Origin of the sequence: Methanolobus sp. WCC5 (assembly GCF_045690325.1) — an archaeon.
Classification (GTDB): Archaea; Halobacteriota; Methanosarcinia; order Methanosarcinales; family Methanosarcinaceae; genus Methanolobus.
Genome location: NZ_CP146981.1, coordinates 607,166 through 622,932, shown reverse-complemented (window position 1 = coordinate 622,932; position 15,767 = coordinate 607,166). Strand labels below are relative to the sequence as shown.

The 15,767-nt window shown below is 44.0% G+C and carries 26 protein-coding genes, 1 tRNA gene and 1 pseudogene; 13 read left to right on the top strand and 15 right to left on the bottom strand.

Features of this window, described 5'->3' with window-relative positions:
• Nucleotides 1-63 precede the first annotated feature (63 nt).
• A complete protein-coding gene (locus V7O64_RS02960; RefSeq protein ID WP_407356548.1) occupies nucleotides 64-327 on the bottom strand; it encodes a type II toxin-antitoxin system RelE family toxin in 264 nt (87 codons plus the stop codon).
• Between the two features lies 1 nt (nucleotide 328).
• Entirely contained in the window at nucleotides 329-568 is a 240-nt protein-coding gene (locus tag V7O64_RS02955) for a DUF2683 family protein (RefSeq protein WP_407356547.1), read from the bottom strand.
• 728 nt (nucleotides 569-1,296) lie between these two features.
• Between V7O64_RS02955 and V7O64_RS02950 the strand changes: the two genes are divergently transcribed.
• From V7O64_RS02950 to V7O64_RS02935, 4 genes are all read left to right on the top strand, one after another.
• Nucleotides 1,297-1,548, top strand: a complete 252-nt coding sequence (locus tag V7O64_RS02950; RefSeq protein ID WP_407356546.1) for a type II toxin-antitoxin system HicB family antitoxin — start codon at nucleotides 1,297-1,299, stop codon at nucleotides 1,546-1,548.
• 28 nt (nucleotides 1,549-1,576) lie between these two features.
• Nucleotides 1,577-1,759 carry a type II toxin-antitoxin system HicA family toxin gene (locus tag V7O64_RS02945; protein ID WP_407356545.1) on the top strand — a complete coding sequence of 61 codons (183 nt, stop codon included), beginning with the start codon at nucleotides 1,577-1,579 and terminating at the stop codon, nucleotides 1,757-1,759.
• 400 nt (nucleotides 1,760-2,159) lie between these two features.
• Nucleotides 2,160-2,462: a nucleotidyltransferase family protein gene (locus V7O64_RS02940; protein ID WP_407356544.1), complete on the top strand. Its 303-nt coding sequence runs from the start codon at nucleotides 2,160-2,162 to the stop codon at nucleotides 2,460-2,462.
• A gap of 51 nt (nucleotides 2,463-2,513) precedes the next feature.
• Nucleotides 2,514-2,819 carry a DUF86 domain-containing protein gene (locus V7O64_RS02935; RefSeq protein ID WP_407356543.1) on the top strand — a complete coding sequence of 102 codons (306 nt, stop codon included), beginning with the start codon at nucleotides 2,514-2,516 and terminating at the stop codon, nucleotides 2,817-2,819.
• Nucleotides 2,820-2,881: 62 nt separating this feature from the next.
• Here the strand turns inward: V7O64_RS02935 and V7O64_RS02930 are convergent, their stop codons facing one another.
• From V7O64_RS02930 to V7O64_RS02915, 4 genes and pseudogenes are all read right to left on the bottom strand, one after another.
• Nucleotides 2,882-3,103: a hypothetical protein gene (locus tag V7O64_RS02930; RefSeq protein WP_407356542.1), complete on the bottom strand. Its 222-nt coding sequence runs from the start codon at nucleotides 3,101-3,103 to the stop codon at nucleotides 2,882-2,884.
• 5 nt (nucleotides 3,104-3,108) lie between these two features.
• Nucleotides 3,109-3,285: an NAD-dependent epimerase/dehydratase family protein gene (locus V7O64_RS02925; RefSeq protein WP_407356541.1), complete on the bottom strand. Its 177-nt coding sequence runs from the start codon at nucleotides 3,283-3,285 to the stop codon at nucleotides 3,109-3,111.
• Between the two features lie 613 nt (nucleotides 3,286-3,898).
• On the bottom strand, nucleotides 3,899-4,291 hold the full coding sequence (locus tag V7O64_RS02920; protein ID WP_407356540.1) for a hypothetical protein: 393 nt from the start codon (nucleotides 4,289-4,291) through the stop codon (nucleotides 3,899-3,901).
• Nucleotides 4,292-4,455: 164 nt separating this feature from the next.
• Nucleotides 4,456-4,602, bottom strand: a pseudogene (locus tag V7O64_RS02915) (NAD-dependent epimerase/dehydratase family protein); the annotation flags it as partial.
• 138 nt (nucleotides 4,603-4,740) lie between these two features.
• On the opposite strand from V7O64_RS02915, the gene V7O64_RS02910 reads away from it, so the two are divergent.
• Nucleotides 4,741-4,866: a hypothetical protein gene (locus V7O64_RS02910; RefSeq protein WP_407356539.1), complete on the top strand. Its 126-nt coding sequence runs from the start codon at nucleotides 4,741-4,743 to the stop codon at nucleotides 4,864-4,866.
• A 10-nt stretch (nucleotides 4,867-4,876) separates the two neighbouring features.
• Nucleotides 4,877-5,065 (top strand): hypothetical protein, encoded by a 189-nt coding sequence (locus V7O64_RS02905; protein WP_407356538.1) that lies wholly within the window; start codon nucleotides 4,877-4,879, stop codon nucleotides 5,063-5,065.
• A 290-nt stretch (nucleotides 5,066-5,355) separates the two neighbouring features.
• Here V7O64_RS02905 and V7O64_RS02900 read toward each other — a convergent pair whose 3' ends face one another.
• Nucleotides 5,356-5,541, bottom strand: coding sequence for a YgiT-type zinc finger protein (locus tag V7O64_RS02900; RefSeq protein ID WP_407356537.1), 186 nt, complete (start codon nucleotides 5,539-5,541; stop codon nucleotides 5,356-5,358).
• 30 nt (nucleotides 5,542-5,571) lie between these two features.
• Entirely contained in the window at nucleotides 5,572-5,730 is a 159-nt protein-coding gene (locus tag V7O64_RS02895; RefSeq protein ID WP_407356536.1) for a hypothetical protein, read from the bottom strand.
• 194 nt (nucleotides 5,731-5,924) lie between these two features.
• Between V7O64_RS02895 and thiE the strand changes: the two genes are divergently transcribed.
• The 3 genes from thiE to V7O64_RS02880 are packed head-to-tail and all read left to right on the top strand — an operon-like array spanning nucleotide 5,925 to nucleotide 7,894.
• Nucleotides 5,925-6,533: a thiamine phosphate synthase gene (gene thiE, locus V7O64_RS02890; protein WP_407356535.1), complete on the top strand. Its 609-nt coding sequence runs from the start codon at nucleotides 5,925-5,927 to the stop codon at nucleotides 6,531-6,533.
• Nucleotides 6,534-6,549: 16 nt separating this feature from the next.
• Entirely contained in the window at nucleotides 6,550-6,858 is a 309-nt protein-coding gene (locus V7O64_RS02885; RefSeq protein ID WP_407356534.1) for an MTH1187 family thiamine-binding protein, read from the top strand.
• Nucleotides 6,851-7,894 (top strand): AIR synthase family protein, encoded by a 1,044-nt coding sequence (locus tag V7O64_RS02880; RefSeq protein WP_407356533.1) that lies wholly within the window; start codon nucleotides 6,851-6,853, stop codon nucleotides 7,892-7,894. Before V7O64_RS02885 ends, V7O64_RS02880 begins: the two co-directional genes overlap by 8 nt.
• 252 nt (nucleotides 7,895-8,146) lie before the next feature.
• Here the strand turns inward: V7O64_RS02880 and V7O64_RS02875 are convergent, their stop codons facing one another.
• The 3 genes from V7O64_RS02875 to V7O64_RS02865 are packed head-to-tail and all read right to left on the bottom strand — an operon-like array spanning nucleotide 8,147 to nucleotide 9,410.
• Nucleotides 8,147-8,362 carry a hypothetical protein gene (locus tag V7O64_RS02875; protein WP_407356532.1) on the bottom strand — a complete coding sequence of 72 codons (216 nt, stop codon included), beginning with the start codon at nucleotides 8,360-8,362 and terminating at the stop codon, nucleotides 8,147-8,149.
• The gene (locus tag V7O64_RS02870; RefSeq protein WP_407356531.1) at nucleotides 8,314-8,481 is read right to left on the bottom strand and encodes a DUF234 domain-containing protein; all 168 of its coding nucleotides are present in this window, start codon (nucleotides 8,479-8,481) and stop codon (nucleotides 8,314-8,316) included. The genes V7O64_RS02875 and V7O64_RS02870 overlap by 49 nt, the downstream gene beginning before the upstream one ends.
• Nucleotides 8,472-9,410 carry a hypothetical protein gene (locus tag V7O64_RS02865; protein ID WP_407356530.1) on the bottom strand — a complete coding sequence of 313 codons (939 nt, stop codon included), beginning with the start codon at nucleotides 9,408-9,410 and terminating at the stop codon, nucleotides 8,472-8,474. The genes V7O64_RS02870 and V7O64_RS02865 overlap by 10 nt, the downstream gene beginning before the upstream one ends.
• A gap of 246 nt (nucleotides 9,411-9,656) precedes the next feature.
• Between V7O64_RS02865 and V7O64_RS02860 the strand changes: the two genes are divergently transcribed.
• Both V7O64_RS02860 and V7O64_RS02855 read left to right on the top strand, forming a co-directional pair.
• A complete protein-coding gene (locus V7O64_RS02860) occupies nucleotides 9,657-10,145 on the top strand; it encodes a PH domain-containing protein (protein WP_407356529.1) in 489 nt (162 codons plus the stop codon).
• Nucleotides 10,132-11,715 (top strand): PH domain-containing protein, encoded by a 1,584-nt coding sequence (locus tag V7O64_RS02855; protein WP_407356528.1) that lies wholly within the window; start codon nucleotides 10,132-10,134, stop codon nucleotides 11,713-11,715. The genes V7O64_RS02860 and V7O64_RS02855 overlap by 14 nt, the downstream gene beginning before the upstream one ends.
• Nucleotides 11,716-11,942: 227 nt before the next feature.
• Here the strand turns inward: V7O64_RS02855 and V7O64_RS02850 are convergent, their stop codons facing one another.
• Genes V7O64_RS02850 through V7O64_RS02835 form a run of 4 tightly spaced genes read right to left on the bottom strand, consistent with a single transcriptional unit; the run spans nucleotide 11,943 to nucleotide 14,607 of the window.
• The gene (locus tag V7O64_RS02850; RefSeq protein ID WP_407356527.1) at nucleotides 11,943-13,154 is read right to left on the bottom strand and encodes a potassium channel family protein; all 1,212 of its coding nucleotides are present in this window, start codon (nucleotides 13,152-13,154) and stop codon (nucleotides 11,943-11,945) included.
• 57 nt (nucleotides 13,155-13,211) lie between these two features.
• Entirely contained in the window at nucleotides 13,212-13,769 is a 558-nt protein-coding gene (locus V7O64_RS02845) for a magnesium transporter (protein WP_407356526.1), read from the bottom strand.
• Nucleotides 13,766-14,389: a magnesium transporter gene (locus V7O64_RS02840; RefSeq protein ID WP_407356525.1), complete on the bottom strand. Its 624-nt coding sequence runs from the start codon at nucleotides 14,387-14,389 to the stop codon at nucleotides 13,766-13,768. Before V7O64_RS02840 ends, V7O64_RS02845 begins: the two co-directional genes overlap by 4 nt.
• A 38-nt stretch (nucleotides 14,390-14,427) precedes the next feature.
• Complete coding sequence (locus V7O64_RS02835) at nucleotides 14,428-14,607, bottom strand: hypothetical protein (RefSeq protein WP_407356524.1); 180 nt, start codon at nucleotides 14,605-14,607, stop codon at nucleotides 14,428-14,430.
• A gap of 48 nt (nucleotides 14,608-14,655) precedes the next feature.
• On the opposite strand from V7O64_RS02835, the gene V7O64_RS02830 reads away from it, so the two are divergent.
• On the top strand, nucleotides 14,656-14,958 hold the full coding sequence (locus V7O64_RS02830; protein ID WP_407356523.1) for a Dabb family protein: 303 nt from the start codon (nucleotides 14,656-14,658) through the stop codon (nucleotides 14,956-14,958).
• A gap of 163 nt (nucleotides 14,959-15,121) precedes the next feature.
• Nucleotides 15,122-15,195, top strand: a tRNA-Val gene (locus V7O64_RS02825).
• Nucleotides 15,196-15,767 lie beyond the last annotated feature (572 nt).

The following is a 15,767-nucleotide window of genomic DNA, read 5'->3' as shown; positions in this document are numbered from 1 at the left end:
TAACCTTGTCTATGCCTCCGGAATTCTGCGGGGTATGGTATGCTTCTGCGCATCCCAGGCATCCTATTTGTAAATTTCATCGTGGTGATCATAGTCTTCAAGTGTGACAGTATTGTTTTCATCATCCACGGAAAAGGCAAGCACAAAGTGTTTATCTATATGTACTCTCTTCCACATGTTCAGTGGTGACCTCAGATTTTTATATCTGTGGGGATTTTCAACGATCTCTTCAGCTTTACTAAGGATTATCTCCAATTGTTTCTTATTCTTCTTAGCCAGTTTTTTCAACGTTCTCTCAAGATCAGGCCTGATCTTTAGCCTGTACATATTAGATACCTAATCTCTTTCTCAGGTTATCGACCGTACCGACATCCACAGCATCCTGAGCCATTATTCTTTTTGCCTTTTCTATATATTCGGGTCTTAATTCCGGCCCAAGTAGCTCTTCTTCATACTGTTTAGTCACAAGTTCAATAGCTGAGCTTTTATCCTTCAGGCCATACTTAGCCTTAACTATGTTCAGTACTCTGTTGGTTTGATCGTCAATGTTGATTATTGCTTTAACCATAATACCATATTAACATGGTATTAATATAGTATTAATAGCTTTCTATGCCTGGTTAGAATCTCTCCAGCATGCCTGGAAGTTTAATTCAAGAGAAATAGTATATAAAGAGTTCAAGCACTTAAGGACAAGATCTCTTTTTTAGTGTTAGGTCAATTTCGGTATTATGTTGAGAAAACATATTCGATCTTTCCTGGTCTATGGAAGTAAATGTGGATTCTTCCTGGTCGATCGTTTGATCTCTTTTTGGCAGGCCGCTGAGATTTGAAGAGAATAGACCAAAACTATCACCGGAATATGTCGGATACATCCTTAACCTGAATGCCTGCATCTTTATCGATCTTTTTGAGGCTATTGGACGGTGTTGATCTTAGATGTTGTCTTGTTGTGGGGCTGTGTTGGAGGGGTGTGGGGTGTTTTTCTGGGAGTGTGGATCTGGTATATGGTCTGGCAGGAATGGTCACCTGACCATCGATAGACACAGATGAGAATAAATAATATCTGTGTGCATCTGCGTTACCTGCTAAACGGATGTTTAGCAGGCACTCAACTTAGCAGATAACACAGGCATACTCGCAGTTTTTGTACAAAAGCATCCGTTCCGGTGGCAGGCAGCACATTCCATCTCCATGGAAAAACACATGTAAAATTGCAGGAATATTCTCATATACCAATGAAAGCAATAACTACATTGAGCCATATGCAAAAACAGATCCAATCAGGTGTTACAAATGCTTATTGAATACATCGGAGCAGCTCTGGGAAAAGCCAGATACGAGATAATTGAGGACGATGAGCCATATTATGGTGAAGTGCCGGAACTTGATGGTGTCTGGGCAACAGGAAGCACCCTTGAAGAATGCCGCAGAAACCTTGAAGAGGTCATTGATGAGTGGATAGTCTTCAGGCTCAGGAGAGGTCTTGCACTTCCACCGATCGGCAATCATGTAATAGAGGACCCCGGGGAAGTTGCAGTTGTCTAAGTTAGCTCCGCTCACCCGGAGAAACCTTTTGAAAAGACTAAGGGAACTCGGTTTTGAGGGTCCCTTCTCTGGTGGAAAACATACTTTCATGACCAAAGGTGACCTGATCCTGACGATTCCCAATCCACATAAAGACAGGATCATTGCCGATCTGCTTCAAATAATTCTTAAACAGGCCCATATATCCAGAGAAGAATGGCTTGGAGAATAGGTATGGTTCTATAAGATATGTTCTACAGCAGGCGGCGCAGTCCGCGTCCAAAAAAAAACTGCTCTGAAGATCAGCAGTTTTCAGCTTCTATCTCGTTAAGGCTGACTTCCCCTGCAGCAAGCGGATGGACACGCAGGGATGATCTGTAATACTTTTGGATAACCTTGTCTATGCCTCCGGAATTCTGCGGGGTATGGTATGCTTCTGCGCATTCCTTATCAACGAGCCAGATTTAAAAAAACTTCGAAAAATCCATCACTGAAGTGATAAGCTTAATACACTATCATCTCTCCTAAGTCCTTTGGCCTTCTATTGAATATCTGTGCCTTTTCCAGCAAAGGACAAACAACTTATATCAATAAAAGTAACATTAGCTTATAAAGTCCCTTCTGAGATAAATATGCCAGATAATAGAGATGTTGAACTATACAGAACCAAACTCCGCGAAATACTGCCGGAGTTGAAAGAGCAATATAATGTAAGTTACATAGGATTATTTGGGTCCTATATAAGGGGAGATCACACTACGGAAAGTGATCTTGATGTGCTGGTGGAGTTTAGCAAAACTCCTACTATTTTCAGATTCGTTCATCTGGAGAACTACCTTTCCGATTATCTGGGGATCAAAGTGGATCTTGTCATGAAAAATGCACTGAAACCAAATATCGGAAAATACATACTTAAGGAAGTTGAAGCCATATGAGGGATTAGCATTCGGGATATAAGGGACTATGTACAGGACATCTGCAATGCCATGGATGCAGCAGAAAACTTTGTCTATGGCTGTACTTTTGAGGATTTCCTAAAAGATATAAAGACTCAATATGCCGTGATACGGGCCCTGGAGATAATTGGTGAAGCAGCAAAGAAAGTCCCTGAGGATATAAGGCAAAATTACCCTTCAATTCCCTGGAAGGATCTGACAGGCAGTCGGGACAAGCTGATCCATGGTTATTTTGGTGTAAACCTTGAAGTTGTCTGGCTCAGCGTAAAGGAAGGCATCCCGGAAGTAAAGCCTTTGATACAGGATCTATTGGACGAACTGGAGAATCAGATCTGACATCTCCCTCTGCCTGAATCGACTTATAACAGAGTTATGTATCACGTTTAAAACTAACATGATCATTCTTTCTTTTTCTCTTTATCAGGATCAAACTTGCTGTATTTCTCAGCAATTTCCATACCTTTGATAAAGTTCTCATAGCTAATACTATCTTTAACACGATGTTCTTCGAAAAGGTCGTTGATCTCATAAATACTGATATCAAGCATCTTGGCAGCTTTTCCCTTACTTATTCTGCCATTTGAGTACTCCTCGATCAGATAGTGCTCAGTTACATCCATAGATATTAATAAGAATTTTCATGATGATGGGCTATGAAATCCATCCTGCCGGAGCTGAGGTTGTCAAATACCGTGACCCTGTTGTTCATGCTCACAAGCCTGTCGGCCACGTGGCTGCCGATGAAACCGGCGCCACCGGTAACCAGAATACTATGATCAGAAAGACTGCTCACTACCACCATTTTTCATTCACCCGACACAGCAGGCAGATTGTATGCCTGTATAATTATACTTCGTTGGGTACACTAAACTCAGGGAACATATATAATTTTTGTGAAAATATCGCAAGAATAATTTGCAGTGTTATATATATGGAGGGGATAATGGTACTGATCTGTCTGTTTTTAGCTGTGGTTCACTAAAAGCCGGGGTCGGTCCGGGCAGACTTGAAAAAAGGATATATCCCTGTATATAGCAGGATCTATCAGCAGGATCGGCAGTCCTGGCTGATGGGGGGAGCTTGTGGGAGTGTGTCGGGAGTGTGGATCAGGTGTATGGTCTGGCAGTATGACATCTGATAGTATGGGGAAATGTGAGATGTGTATTATATAAACTGTCGTTTTGAGGGGTGATCCTAAAAGGGGCTGGTTTGTGGATCATGCCGGGGTGGCCATCCGGGGCAGGTAGTGCTGCTGGTCCCAATGAACAGAAAAGTGAAGGCAATCCCTGATACTGGCTTTCTTTAAGACCTTATGGTCTTTTGCTGTTCTTTTTCCCTCTTCTTATTGCTTTCTCTATAGCTGACGTTCTTTAATGAAATACCCAATATCGTCATTATATTAATTAATTAATTAATTAATTAATTAGCTCAATACAATTCAATGGAGCCCATGCCTTAAGATCAGGTGAATCCTCCTTGTAACACCATATCCACCCATTCAGTTCCTTCTCCATAATTAACACTTCACCTATTTCCAGATCAAATTCAATTGCACAATAATCTTCCAGTACTATACCTTTTGATCCCTCACGTTCAATGATCTGGTATGGTATCCAACCTTCATTATCACTCATCTTACACAATACCCATCCTGCCCAATCTCCATCTGGATTAGATTCTTCAAGACAAATAACTGATTCACCTTTAATAACTGAAACCGGATTCTCAAATTCACTTCTTCTACTCTTTGTTACTCTATATCTTCGCATAATTATCCTTTCCAAACCTGCTTCAACTTTCTCAATCAAGTAATTTCGCACCATATTCGTACCTATTTAAATCTTTAAGAGAGCTAAAGTCGTATCGTTCCATAAACCCGGGCCTATCTTTGTCAATTTTATCGAAGCATCAGCATCCGGCAGTATTTTCATATGATCCCTACTCAAACAACGCCTCACAGTCTTCTTCCACTCCACTCCTGACTACCGGAGCTGAGGTTGTCAAAAACGCTAACTTTGTTACCTGAGTTCAAAAGCCTGTCAACCATGTGACTACCGATAAAGCCGGCACCGCCGGTAACAAGAATACCAAGACCAGAATGACTGTTCACTACCACCATTTTTCACTCACCCGACACAGCAGACAGATCGTATGCCTGTATAATTATACTTCGTTGACTAAACTCAGGGGACATATTTAAGTTTTGTGAAAATGTCACAAGAATAATTTGCGGTGTTATACATAAATAGAGGGGACAATGGTGGTGATCTGTCTGTTTGAAGCTTTGGTCACTATAAGCCGGGGTCGGTCCGGGCAGACTGGAAAAAAGGATATATTCCTGTATATAGCAGGAGCTATTCTCAGGATCGGCAGTCCTGGCTGATGGGGGGAGCTTGTGGGAGTGTAGGTCTGGTGTATGGTCTGGCAGGAATGATCGCTTGTCCGGGGGTCCGCTGGTCGGTCTGCTGGGATTTGGTGCATGCTCTTTGGTGGATCTTGTAACAATGCAACCACCCCGCCGCATGCGGCGCGTTCCATCATCAATATATGTTGATCTTGCAGAGATGCGAATGGTCTACTGACCATCGATAGACACGGACGACAAGAAGCAATATCTGCGTGCATCTGCGTTTATCAGCGGTCCACTATTAATTAAAACCACAGATGAACACAGATAAACACAGATGAGAAGAATCAATATCTGTGTGCATCTGCGTTTATCAGCGGTCCACTATTAATTAAAACCACAGATGAACACGGATACACTCACCTCCTACGGAGTTGAGTGCCTGCTAAACAGTCGTTTAGCAGGTAACGCAGATGTGATAAGAATCAATATCTGCGGTTCATTTCATAATAGGATCAGCAGTTCTTAACCCTCTGTCTCGTTAAGGCTGACTTCCCCTGCAGCAAGCGGATGGACACGCAGAGATGATCTGTAAAACTTTTGCATAACCTTGTCTATGCGTCTGGATGTTTGTGGTGTGTAATATGCTTCTGCGCATTCCTGGCAGACAAAGGCATCAACATCTTCAATGGCAAGTAACGGCGATCTCATACAGTCACCATTTCCTTCAGCACGGAACTCTTAATCATCAGACGCAAAGCCCTCATTGAAACGACATCCACTAGCCCCCATTTTCTCTTCAAGGTAGTCTTCAGGTCCCACAAGGTCAAAAAGAGTGGCCTCATCAGTATCCGCTTCAATTGTTGAGAGAGCATTCACTTGTTTAACCGGAGCTTGCATATTGATTCCAGAGGGGGATAATGTGTACTCAGTAATAATCTGTATTGTTATATTTTGCTTTGAACAGGTTTTGAAGGTTAAATAAGATATATTTTTGCAAAAGTGCAGGACTTATTTTAAATAATATTATTACAATGGGAACAGGAAGCAGGTTTCAACATACATCTCTAGCATATTTAATAAGGAGGAAGTTAATGAAAGGGTTCTATTTTATTACAGATGCAAACCTTAGTCTTGCCGGCAGTAGAAGCGATGTCCGGGCTGCAGCAAAGGCGGGTGCAAAAATCATTCAGTACAGAAGAAAAGAGGGAACAACCGCATCTTTGTACAAAGAAGCCAGGGAACTTAAAAGCTTGTGTAAAGATGCAAAATTTATCGTAAATGATCGTGTTGATATCGCACTTGCAATAGATGCTGACGGAGTGCATGTTGGCCGGGATGATCTGCCGGTTAAGGTTGTCAGATATCTGCTGGGTCCGGACAAAATACTAGGCGTTACTGTACGTGATCTTGAAGAAGCTGTTCAGGCTGAAAAGGAGGGGGCGGATTATCTGGGTGTCGGCCCTGTTTATTATACTTCAACAAAGAAAGATGCTGGCCCTCCTGCAGGTATTCAGCTTATCCGGAATGTGCGGAATGTATGCAGACTGCCTGTAGTAGCTATAGGAGGTATAACCCTTGAAAATGCAGATGAGGTCATTAAAGCTGGTGCTGATATGATCTGCGCAGTAAGTGCCACGGTTGCAGAACCTGATGTAGGGAAAGCAGTAAGTGATTTTCAGAAACTTTTTAAATATCATTGACAAGGAGAAGTTTTTAATGTTGGCAAGTTTTTCAGTTGTACCTATTGGACAGAAAGAAGAGCTCAAAGAACTGATAGCTGAACTGGTACCGATAATTGAAGCTGCAGGCGTTGATTATATTATGGGGGCAATGCAGACTACCATAGAAGGTGATCCGGATAAGGTCATGGGAGTGATCATGGACTGCCACGATCATATGAGATCACACGCATCGCGCGTTCTCACACATATCTCTATTGATGACAGGGCCGGTGCATCCGGAAGGTTAAAAGGCAAGGTCCGGGATGTGGAATACGTACTTAAAAGGAGAATAACGCATGAATAGAGTACGTGTAGGTAAACCTTCACCTAGCCGGCTGAAGTCCTTGCTTGGGACAAGTTTCGGAGCATCAAGCGCTCAGTTGCTCGTCCCTCCCGGGCCGGGTCTTGACGCTGCTGTGCTTGAATTGAAGGACGGAAGTGTTATGGCCATTGCCGAAGATCCGATATTCCCTGCTCCGGGACTTCCACTTGACCTAATGGGCTGGTTTGCAGTGCATATAGGCGCCAGCGATATTGCTGTAACCGGTATAGACCCTCAGTTTATGACATATACGCTGCTGCTTCCACCCACCTGTCCTGACGAGGATGCTCAGACTATAATCAGTTCTATCTCTTCTGCAGCAGCAGAACTTGGGATATGCATTGCAGGAGGACATACAGGCTGGTACGACGCTGTCAGTATTCCTACAGTAGGAGGCATTACCGTGTGGGGTTTTGCCGATAAGGACTCCTGGATCTCTCCCGGCGGAGCCCGTGACGGCGATGTACTGCTGATGACAAAGGGACCTGCAATAGAAGCCACAGCTTTGCTGTCTGTTCTTTATAAAGACCGTATAAGCGGAAGTATGACGGAAGAGGCTCTTCAAAGCTGTCTTGAACGTGTGACCGAAATAACGGTTGTGGAAGATGCGCTTAGCGCTTTTAGTGCAGGAGGGGTACATGCAATGCATGATGCAACAGAAGGTGGTGTTCTCGGAGGCGTATATGAAATGGCAGAGGCTGCCGGGATAGCTGTCAATGTAGATATCGACTCTGTTGACGTACCGGCTGATATCATGGAATTTGCAAAAGCACTGAATTTTGATCCATGGCATGCTATCAGTGAGGGAACTTTACTTGCTGCTGTTGAGCCTCAAAGCGTTTCGACAATTCGCAGAGCATGGGATAAACTTGGTATTAAAAGTTTTGAGCTTGGAGTTTTTGATAGCAAGATGGAGCATTCGATCTTTAGTAGAAACGGCAGAACTTCAAAACTGACCGAACCTGAGACAGACCCTTTCTGGAATTTATTCTTTAAAGGTCTTGAGCCGCAAGCCTGATAAAATCTGATATTTAACAATTACCGATATTGTTGAAATAGTAGATCTGATAAGGTTCGGATCCAGATAACTACTTGTATTAACTTTTTTATCTGAAATCACTTGATTGGATTTTGTTGTTTGATAATATTATATCTTTACAGAAGAGTGCCCTGACGAATAAGTACGGTCCTGCAAGATATGTTCCACCGAAGGCGGCATGTTATATTATTACTAATATGCTGACCTTATAAGGACCAAACGATCAATTGATCACAGATGGAACTTCCCGGACTTATCCAATACTTTCCCTATATCCTCAAGGTCCAGGACAAAAACCCCTTCTTTCTGAAGAGCGGTCTTACCATTGACCGATATTGCACATATTCCGTAGCGGATCCTGGTTCCTTCCTTAAGGGTAAGATATCCTGCTTTTTCCTTTAAGATCCGGATAAGTTCTTTGCTATCTTTTTTCCCAGGTTCCGCCATTTACATTCCACCAACAGTACTTTGCTCATGTCAATATTCATTATCAACAGATCTATCTCATAACGGTTCTTTCCTTTTGGTGCACCTTTTATGGCAAATTCATGCGTATTCAGATGCATATCCGGAAATATTTCAGATACTGCGGGGAGTTTATCACTCTTATATCCGAAGGTATATGGACGTGATTACCTTTGAAAAATTCAAATTGCCAGTTACCGGCCTCATATACAAAACCACAACGCCTGTAACTCACATCATCGTTGATACGATCGACCCAGTAACTTTTGACAACACCTGCAGAGCCGATCGACTCATACCACTGCAGATCATAGCTTATCTTCTCCTCTTCGCCCAGGGTGAGTATGGTATCAATGGCTGTTATAACACCATCCTGTAACATATCAGACCTCAGGTTATGGGCATAAACCTCTACGTTTTCAAAGACAAGGGTCTCATGCTGGCCTTCAATGATCACTTCAGGGATGATCGTTTTGCCGCCGTTCTCTTCCTTACGTCTTATTTCATCCCGATATGTCTCATATATTGGATCAAGGTAACTCCCGGATTGCCTTAGCATGTTAATTGTCATTTTGTCCTTGTATGGATAGTGATCCATACGGAAAACACTTCTTTCACGCCAGCCACCATCGTAATAGGCATCGTACCACCAGTTTTCATGACCATTCAGATCGGTTATCACATAGGTGTTCATATCCTTATCAAAATAGTAGTCGATCTCTATCTCTCCTTTTTCCTCAAGGTGGACCAGGATATCAAAGATAGAGAAATAGCCCTCCCTGAAAATATCCTCACGCACGGTCCTCACCTCTTGCGGATCAAAGGAAAAGGTCCCCAGTCCCTGAATATCTATCTTCCCATCCAGGGCGGCCGGAGTATCACTTATACTCCCAATGATCCTGTTCTCATGTTCACCCCGGGCAAAATCTGCTCCGGATGCTTCCGGTCCGGTTACCTGTCTTTCAACACACGCACTGAAGAGCACAAGAAAGGTGGCAGTTGCAAGAATAAAGAATAATTTTCCCATCATGGATAGTGATCACCAAATAGGATAGGTGTCTTTTGCTTAAAAATCACATCCTTTCCTTTGAGATCAAATCCAGTTCCAATATTCATTGATCGATCCCCATCAATGGAATGCACCTGCTCCATCCCTGATTTGTGTGGATTAACACACCTGCTGAAAAATGATCATGAAAAAAGCATATATGTAAACATATACATTAAGTCCTTTTAAATAGCTCTTTGAGTAAAGAGTAAACAGGAAATAAAGACATTGCTTGATAATGAACCTTCTGAGCGGATCGATCCACGGGCATTGAAAGCCTGGTTCTTTGGCGGCATACTCAAAGGATTTGTTCTGCTTTTTATCCCTTTAGTGTATCTTGTAACGATAAGAGATATCTTCCCACACCTGCCTGCTGCATGGGGATGGATAGGTATAGGGATTATTGTGCTTTACACCACATGGGATGCAATAATCGCACCTCAGCTGCGGATAAGGTTCTGGCGCTATGAGATCCGGGAAGACGAGATAGATATCCAACACGGTATCTTCATAATAAGACGCACTCTCATACCAATGATCAGGGTCCAGCATGTAGATACGGAGTATGGTCCGCTGATGCGATATTTCGGACTCGCGACATTAATGATATCAACAGCTGCCACGGAACATCGGATACCTGCACTTTCAAAAGAAAGATCTTCACAACTTATGGGAGAGATAGCCGCTCTGGCCAGAGTGAGTGATGAAGATGTCTGATATAAAACGCCAGCATCCTGTAATGATAATCCTGGAAGCCGTAAGAAGTTCTGTCTATATGCTTCCGCCGGTCTTTGTATTCCTGCTATCGGTAAACGGGGATGCAGGCCGGGGTGATCTGCGCCCCTACATCGGGTTATTAGCTGTTCTTTTCATTGCTTCTTTTGCACTTTCGGCATTAAGATGGTACCTCTATACTTACAGATATGAAGATGGATACCTGCACATAAAACAGGGTCTGATATTCAAAAAAGAAAGATCCATCAAAAAAGAGAGGGTGCAGACCGTAAACATCCGTACAGGCCTGTTGCAGCGTTTACTTGGTGTTGCCACTGTCCGGATAGAGACAGCTGGCGGTGGAATGGAATCAGAGGTAATCCTGAAAGCCGTGGAAATGGAAGAAACCCAAAGGATAAGATCATATTTAGAAAGTAAACCAGGCATATCCAATGTTGCTGATAAGGGATCCACATATCCGCAAACAAAAAACCCGGCATCTGAGGCCGGATCTGAAAATGATACAGGATATAATAGAGGCTATGATACTAAAAATGATACAGGATATGAAACAAACAATGATACAGGATATAAAACAGGATATAATGCAGAAAAACAAGCAGAACACGAAATAACAGCCAGCTATGTTGTACCTTTATGGAACACTTTTCTGGCCGGGGCCACTTCCGGGAGGTTCATGTTGTTGTTTTCATTCATCGCAGCCATATTTTCCCAGTTCTACCCGTATATACCGGAAAATGTTACTGATCTTCTTATTGAACAACTGATCCCCAAAAGTGACACTAACATACTTTTGATCGTGGTAATATTACTGTCATTGCTGCTGCTTTCATGGTTGACATCAATCCTTGTTTACATGGTAAAATATGCCAGCTTTAGCATACTCAGGCAGAATGAATACCTGAAAGTCTCATGGGGACTGATAGAGCAGAAGGAATTCACTTTAAAGATCAACAGGATACAGGCTTTGTCAATACAGGAAGGACTGCTCAGGCAGCCTTTTGGACTGTGTGCGATAAACTCTGAGGTTGGAGGCGGAGGCTTCCAGGACCAGGAGCATGTGACCATAATCTGTCCCATTTTGCACAAAAGGGAACTGCCAACCTTTCTGGAAAGGATATTGCCTGAATACAAAATGCCCGTATCCATGGTATCAGTACCAAAAAGAGCCAGAAAACGTTATCTTTTCCGTACACTGGGAATTGCAATTATAATTGTTCTGCCCCTGCAGTTATTACCATATGGCTGGCTGGGATCACTTTTATTGCCTCCTGCGTTCCTGTTAGGGCTTTCACGTTACAGGACAGCTGCTACTTCAATAGATGATAAGCAACTGACCTTTCGCTTTCGCAATATAGGACGATATAATATCCTCATGCTGAAGAATCACATCCAGTCCCTTAAGGTCAGCTCCAATCCTTTCCAGCGTCGAAGTGATCTGAGCACTATAAATGCGTCTGTGTTATCATCCCCATCAGGAAAGACATTTCATGTGGACAATGTTGATAACCCAAAAGCACAGAGGATATGGGAATGGTTCTCAAGGAAATGAAAGCAATTGTATCCGCAAAGCAGAACATCGTCTCTCTTCAAAAAAGAGGAAATAGGAATATCCGGTAAAACTCTGGTTGGAAACTCTGGTAGAAAAGGCAGGTAGGAAACTCTGGCAGTGATATCTGGTTAATACATGTTAATTCCTGGCAAGGTTGCACCTATCTTTATAGTTGATCCTTCATGTTCGATCCTTTATAGCCGATCCGTGCTTTTTACTTTGCACTGTCAGGAATCGTTCTTATCGTCAAGCGGACAGGCGCACATTTCAAACAGTGCTTCTTCTCCGGTATGTGAACCTCTGGCTATGAGAATATCCCCAGGCTGCACAACGGTCCTCTTGTTGGGCCTGTAGACCCATCTTTCATCTCTCTTTATAGCCATTACATGCACACCTGTCTCGGTTTCCAGTTTTAGCTGGCCGAATGTCTTTTCGACTATCGGGGAGCAGTCCTGGACAATGAGTTTTGTGATGACCTCATCGGATTCCCTCACAGCTATTGTGATTATTGGGTGCAGGTCTATATCCCTGAGGACCGTATCTGCAATGGTGTAGGCAGCGTCTGATATGGCTTCAGCGGAGTTTGCAAGTTGCAAAAGACCTCGCAGGATGTTCACATCAGGGACATGTTTTGCAGTCTCAAGCACCCAGTGCTGCAGCTCATGTTTCATGGAATCCATCTCCACCTCAAGGGCCTTTACTTCATGGGCTATGTCCTCATTGTTAAAGAGCAGGGCGGAATAGGCAAGTCCTACGGAAAGTTCACCCATGTTCTTCATCTCCACGATAATATCAACAGCTCTTTCAAGGTCGATCAGGAATCTTTCATGCTGGATCTCCCTGGGGACGTATTTGCGGTTTGTCACCAGTTCTATGAACAGATGGACGCCTTCATCGTGCCCCCGGGCAAAGAGTACATCATCCGGTCTGATACGGGTTGCATGGTTTGGGTCATATATCCAGACCTCGCTCCTGCGGATAGCAATGATCCACATGCCTGCCTCGGTGTCAAATTCGATGTCTTCCAGGTTCCTGCCGGCAATGGGCGAGTCTGCGCTGACCCTGGCCCTGGTGATGGTCTCCTCGGCCTCTCTCATCGCAAGTTTCAGTTCCATGGGAATACCCATGCCCATTAAGACTATCTTTGCAATGTCTCCGGCAGCATTGGCTATGTTCTCGGATGCACGTGCAACCTGGAGCACACCGGACATAGCCTCAGCCTCCTCAACACGTCTTGTGCTGAGCATGGCAGCTATCTTCATGTGATAATCCAGTGTGTCCATCTTCTCTTCAAGCCGGATGACCTCTTCGGCAATGTCCTCGTCATCGTAGACCATGGCCGAATATGCCAGGTCCACCATAAGTTCGGATGTGTCTTTCATCTCGATCAGAAGATCTTTGAGATTGCGCGGAATATACTTTATTTCCTTGGGACTCATAAATTCCTACCGTTTATGTGTTCTTATTGGTTATTTGGTCTTTGATTATATTATGTTTTAGATTATGTTCAGGATATACATCGTCACAAATATGCCGATGACACCGACAAGGTCTCCAAGGGTGGCGATAAGCGGGATTACCGTGTCATCGGGGTCCACTCCGAACCTGTGGGATGCGAATGCAATGAATATAGTGGCTGAAAAAACCACAATTAGTTCAAAAGTGCCGGCTATCAGGCACAGGGCCATGAGTTTTGTGAAGGGCATCCCCATGCCAAGGGCGGTTCCCAGGATCCACACCATGATGCCCACAAATGTGCAGGCGCTAAGCCCTACTATCAGGGCTGCTATGACACTGTTGCGGACAACGGGGTTGCGGTGCAGATGGCTTCCAAGACCCATATGGAATGATGATGAGAGTCTGGCCCCAAGCATGCTTCCGGTATCTCCTCCTATCTTGATCAGTGCCGGTATCAGTACAAGTATGATGGGCATGGATACGAGATTCCCTATCTCCAGGTTAAGTATCTGCCCTGAGAATATGCCTATGATGGAGGTGACAAGAAGAATGGGGAATCCTCTTGTTATGATGCCTCTTACTGTGTAGTAGCTCATATCATAAGCACCACCTTTGCAGACAGGAAGAGCATCAGCATGGATACGATGTCACCAATGGTGGCAATGGCAGGGGTTACAACATTGTCGGGATCGAATCCGAAACGGAACATTCCAAGTGCCAGGAGGACAGCAACGACAGAGAGAATGACTCCTGAGGACACTCCCGCAAGGACCGCTATGGATGTAAGGGCAAGCACACCTGCACTTTCAAGACCCAGGCCCACGGTTATTAGATGGCCCATAATGCCCAGTATGAAGGACATTATAAGGCTGAGCAGCAGGGACCCTGAAACGTTGTTCACAAGTTCGGGATTGCTGTCTATCTTTGTGATAAGACCCATGTGGATGGCACTTCCAAGACGTGAGCCCAGTGTGCAGGATATGTTCCCGCGCATGCCCAGTACAGCGGGTGTTATGACTATGAGCCCAGGTATCATTTCCAGTTCCTGGCTCATGCCGGAGAGGATCAGTCCTGCCAATACTCCTCCTATTGTGGCCATGAGCTCAAATGGCAACGCCTCACGCACTATGGAGCGGACACTTCCGTAATCTCCAATGTACTCCTCGACGACCTCTATCTCGTAGTCCTCGTCCTCATCACTTGTATCATGAGGCATTATGCCCCTATTTCAGTTTGTTATTATTTAAATACATGTCAGATCATGCCGTCAGTCTGCCTGCGGGTTGACTGCCGGTTCTTTAATGGTTTGTATTGTGATGTTTTTTCTTCTTTTCCTGCTGTTTTCCTGTTGGTTTCCTCTTTTTTCCTCTTTTTTCCTCTTTTTTCCTGCTGGTTTCCTGCTTTGCTATTTTCCTGCTTTTCCTGCACTTCCATGGTTAAGCATAAAAGAGATGTGTGCATTTGAAGGATGAGGTAAATTCGATGTTAAAGCATATTGTGATGTGGAAGTTGCTGGACCATGCCGAAGGTAGCAGTAAGACGGAGAATGCATTGATAATGAAAGGAATGCTTGAAGCTCTCAAGGACATGATACCTGAGATAGAGGTCATGGAAGTGGGCATCAACATCAATCCATCAGGTGCTGCCTATGACATCTCCCTTTACTCAGAGTTCAAAGATAAGGCCAGACTTATAGTATACCAGAAACACCCTGACCATCTGCAAGTTGCTGAATTTGTAAAGAGGATCAGCTCAGACCGCATAGTGGTGGATTATCTTGTATGAGCACCCCCTTTGCCAGCACCATTACAATCCCGGCTAACCCGCTCTAATCCCTGCCCATCCACCCCCGAATTGCCATCCGGAGAAAAAGGTTATATAGAACTAGTTACATTATGGAGTTGCTCGAGGGCGAAAGCGCCACCGAACAACATATTCGCACACCAATGGGCCCGTGGTCTAGCCGGTTATGACATCGCCTTTACACGGCGGGGGTCATGAGTTCGAATCTCATCGGGCCCACTTAACTTTTCTAATGCTTCTGTTATCGTTTCTAACCTCTGTTCTAGCACATCAATTCGTGTAGTGTTATCATTAGATTGCGCAACGGAACTCTGTAATTGTGCAATGGGGTTATATCCATTGCTCAACGCTGGTACGAGCTCTGCGTCAAGATCATCGTCAGGATACAAGACTATCGCTCGCTTACCATTGCACATAGTTTCGTAAATATGCATTGTGTTCCCTGCTAAATCAAGATGAGTCTCGGGGAACCGGATCAAAGGGTATGTGTGCTTTTCGTTTATCTTGTGCTTGGACACCTTTGCTTTTCCTATCAGTTCCATAATATCACCTATTACACAATGCTATATATCCGTTGCGCAATACGCTATTTCCGTATGCGATAATAACCTGAACGACCACGAACTTTGAGAGGGAGGGCAGGTGGAGGTTGAACCCTCACTGCCCCACTACTGTGAGTTTGCTGTAGGAATCTTCACCTGAAGAACAATATTATCTTACTGTTTGATCTTGGAACACTGCGTAGTTCAATTTTTACATTGCGTGTGGTTTGGCACCTGCTCTTTGCGTGG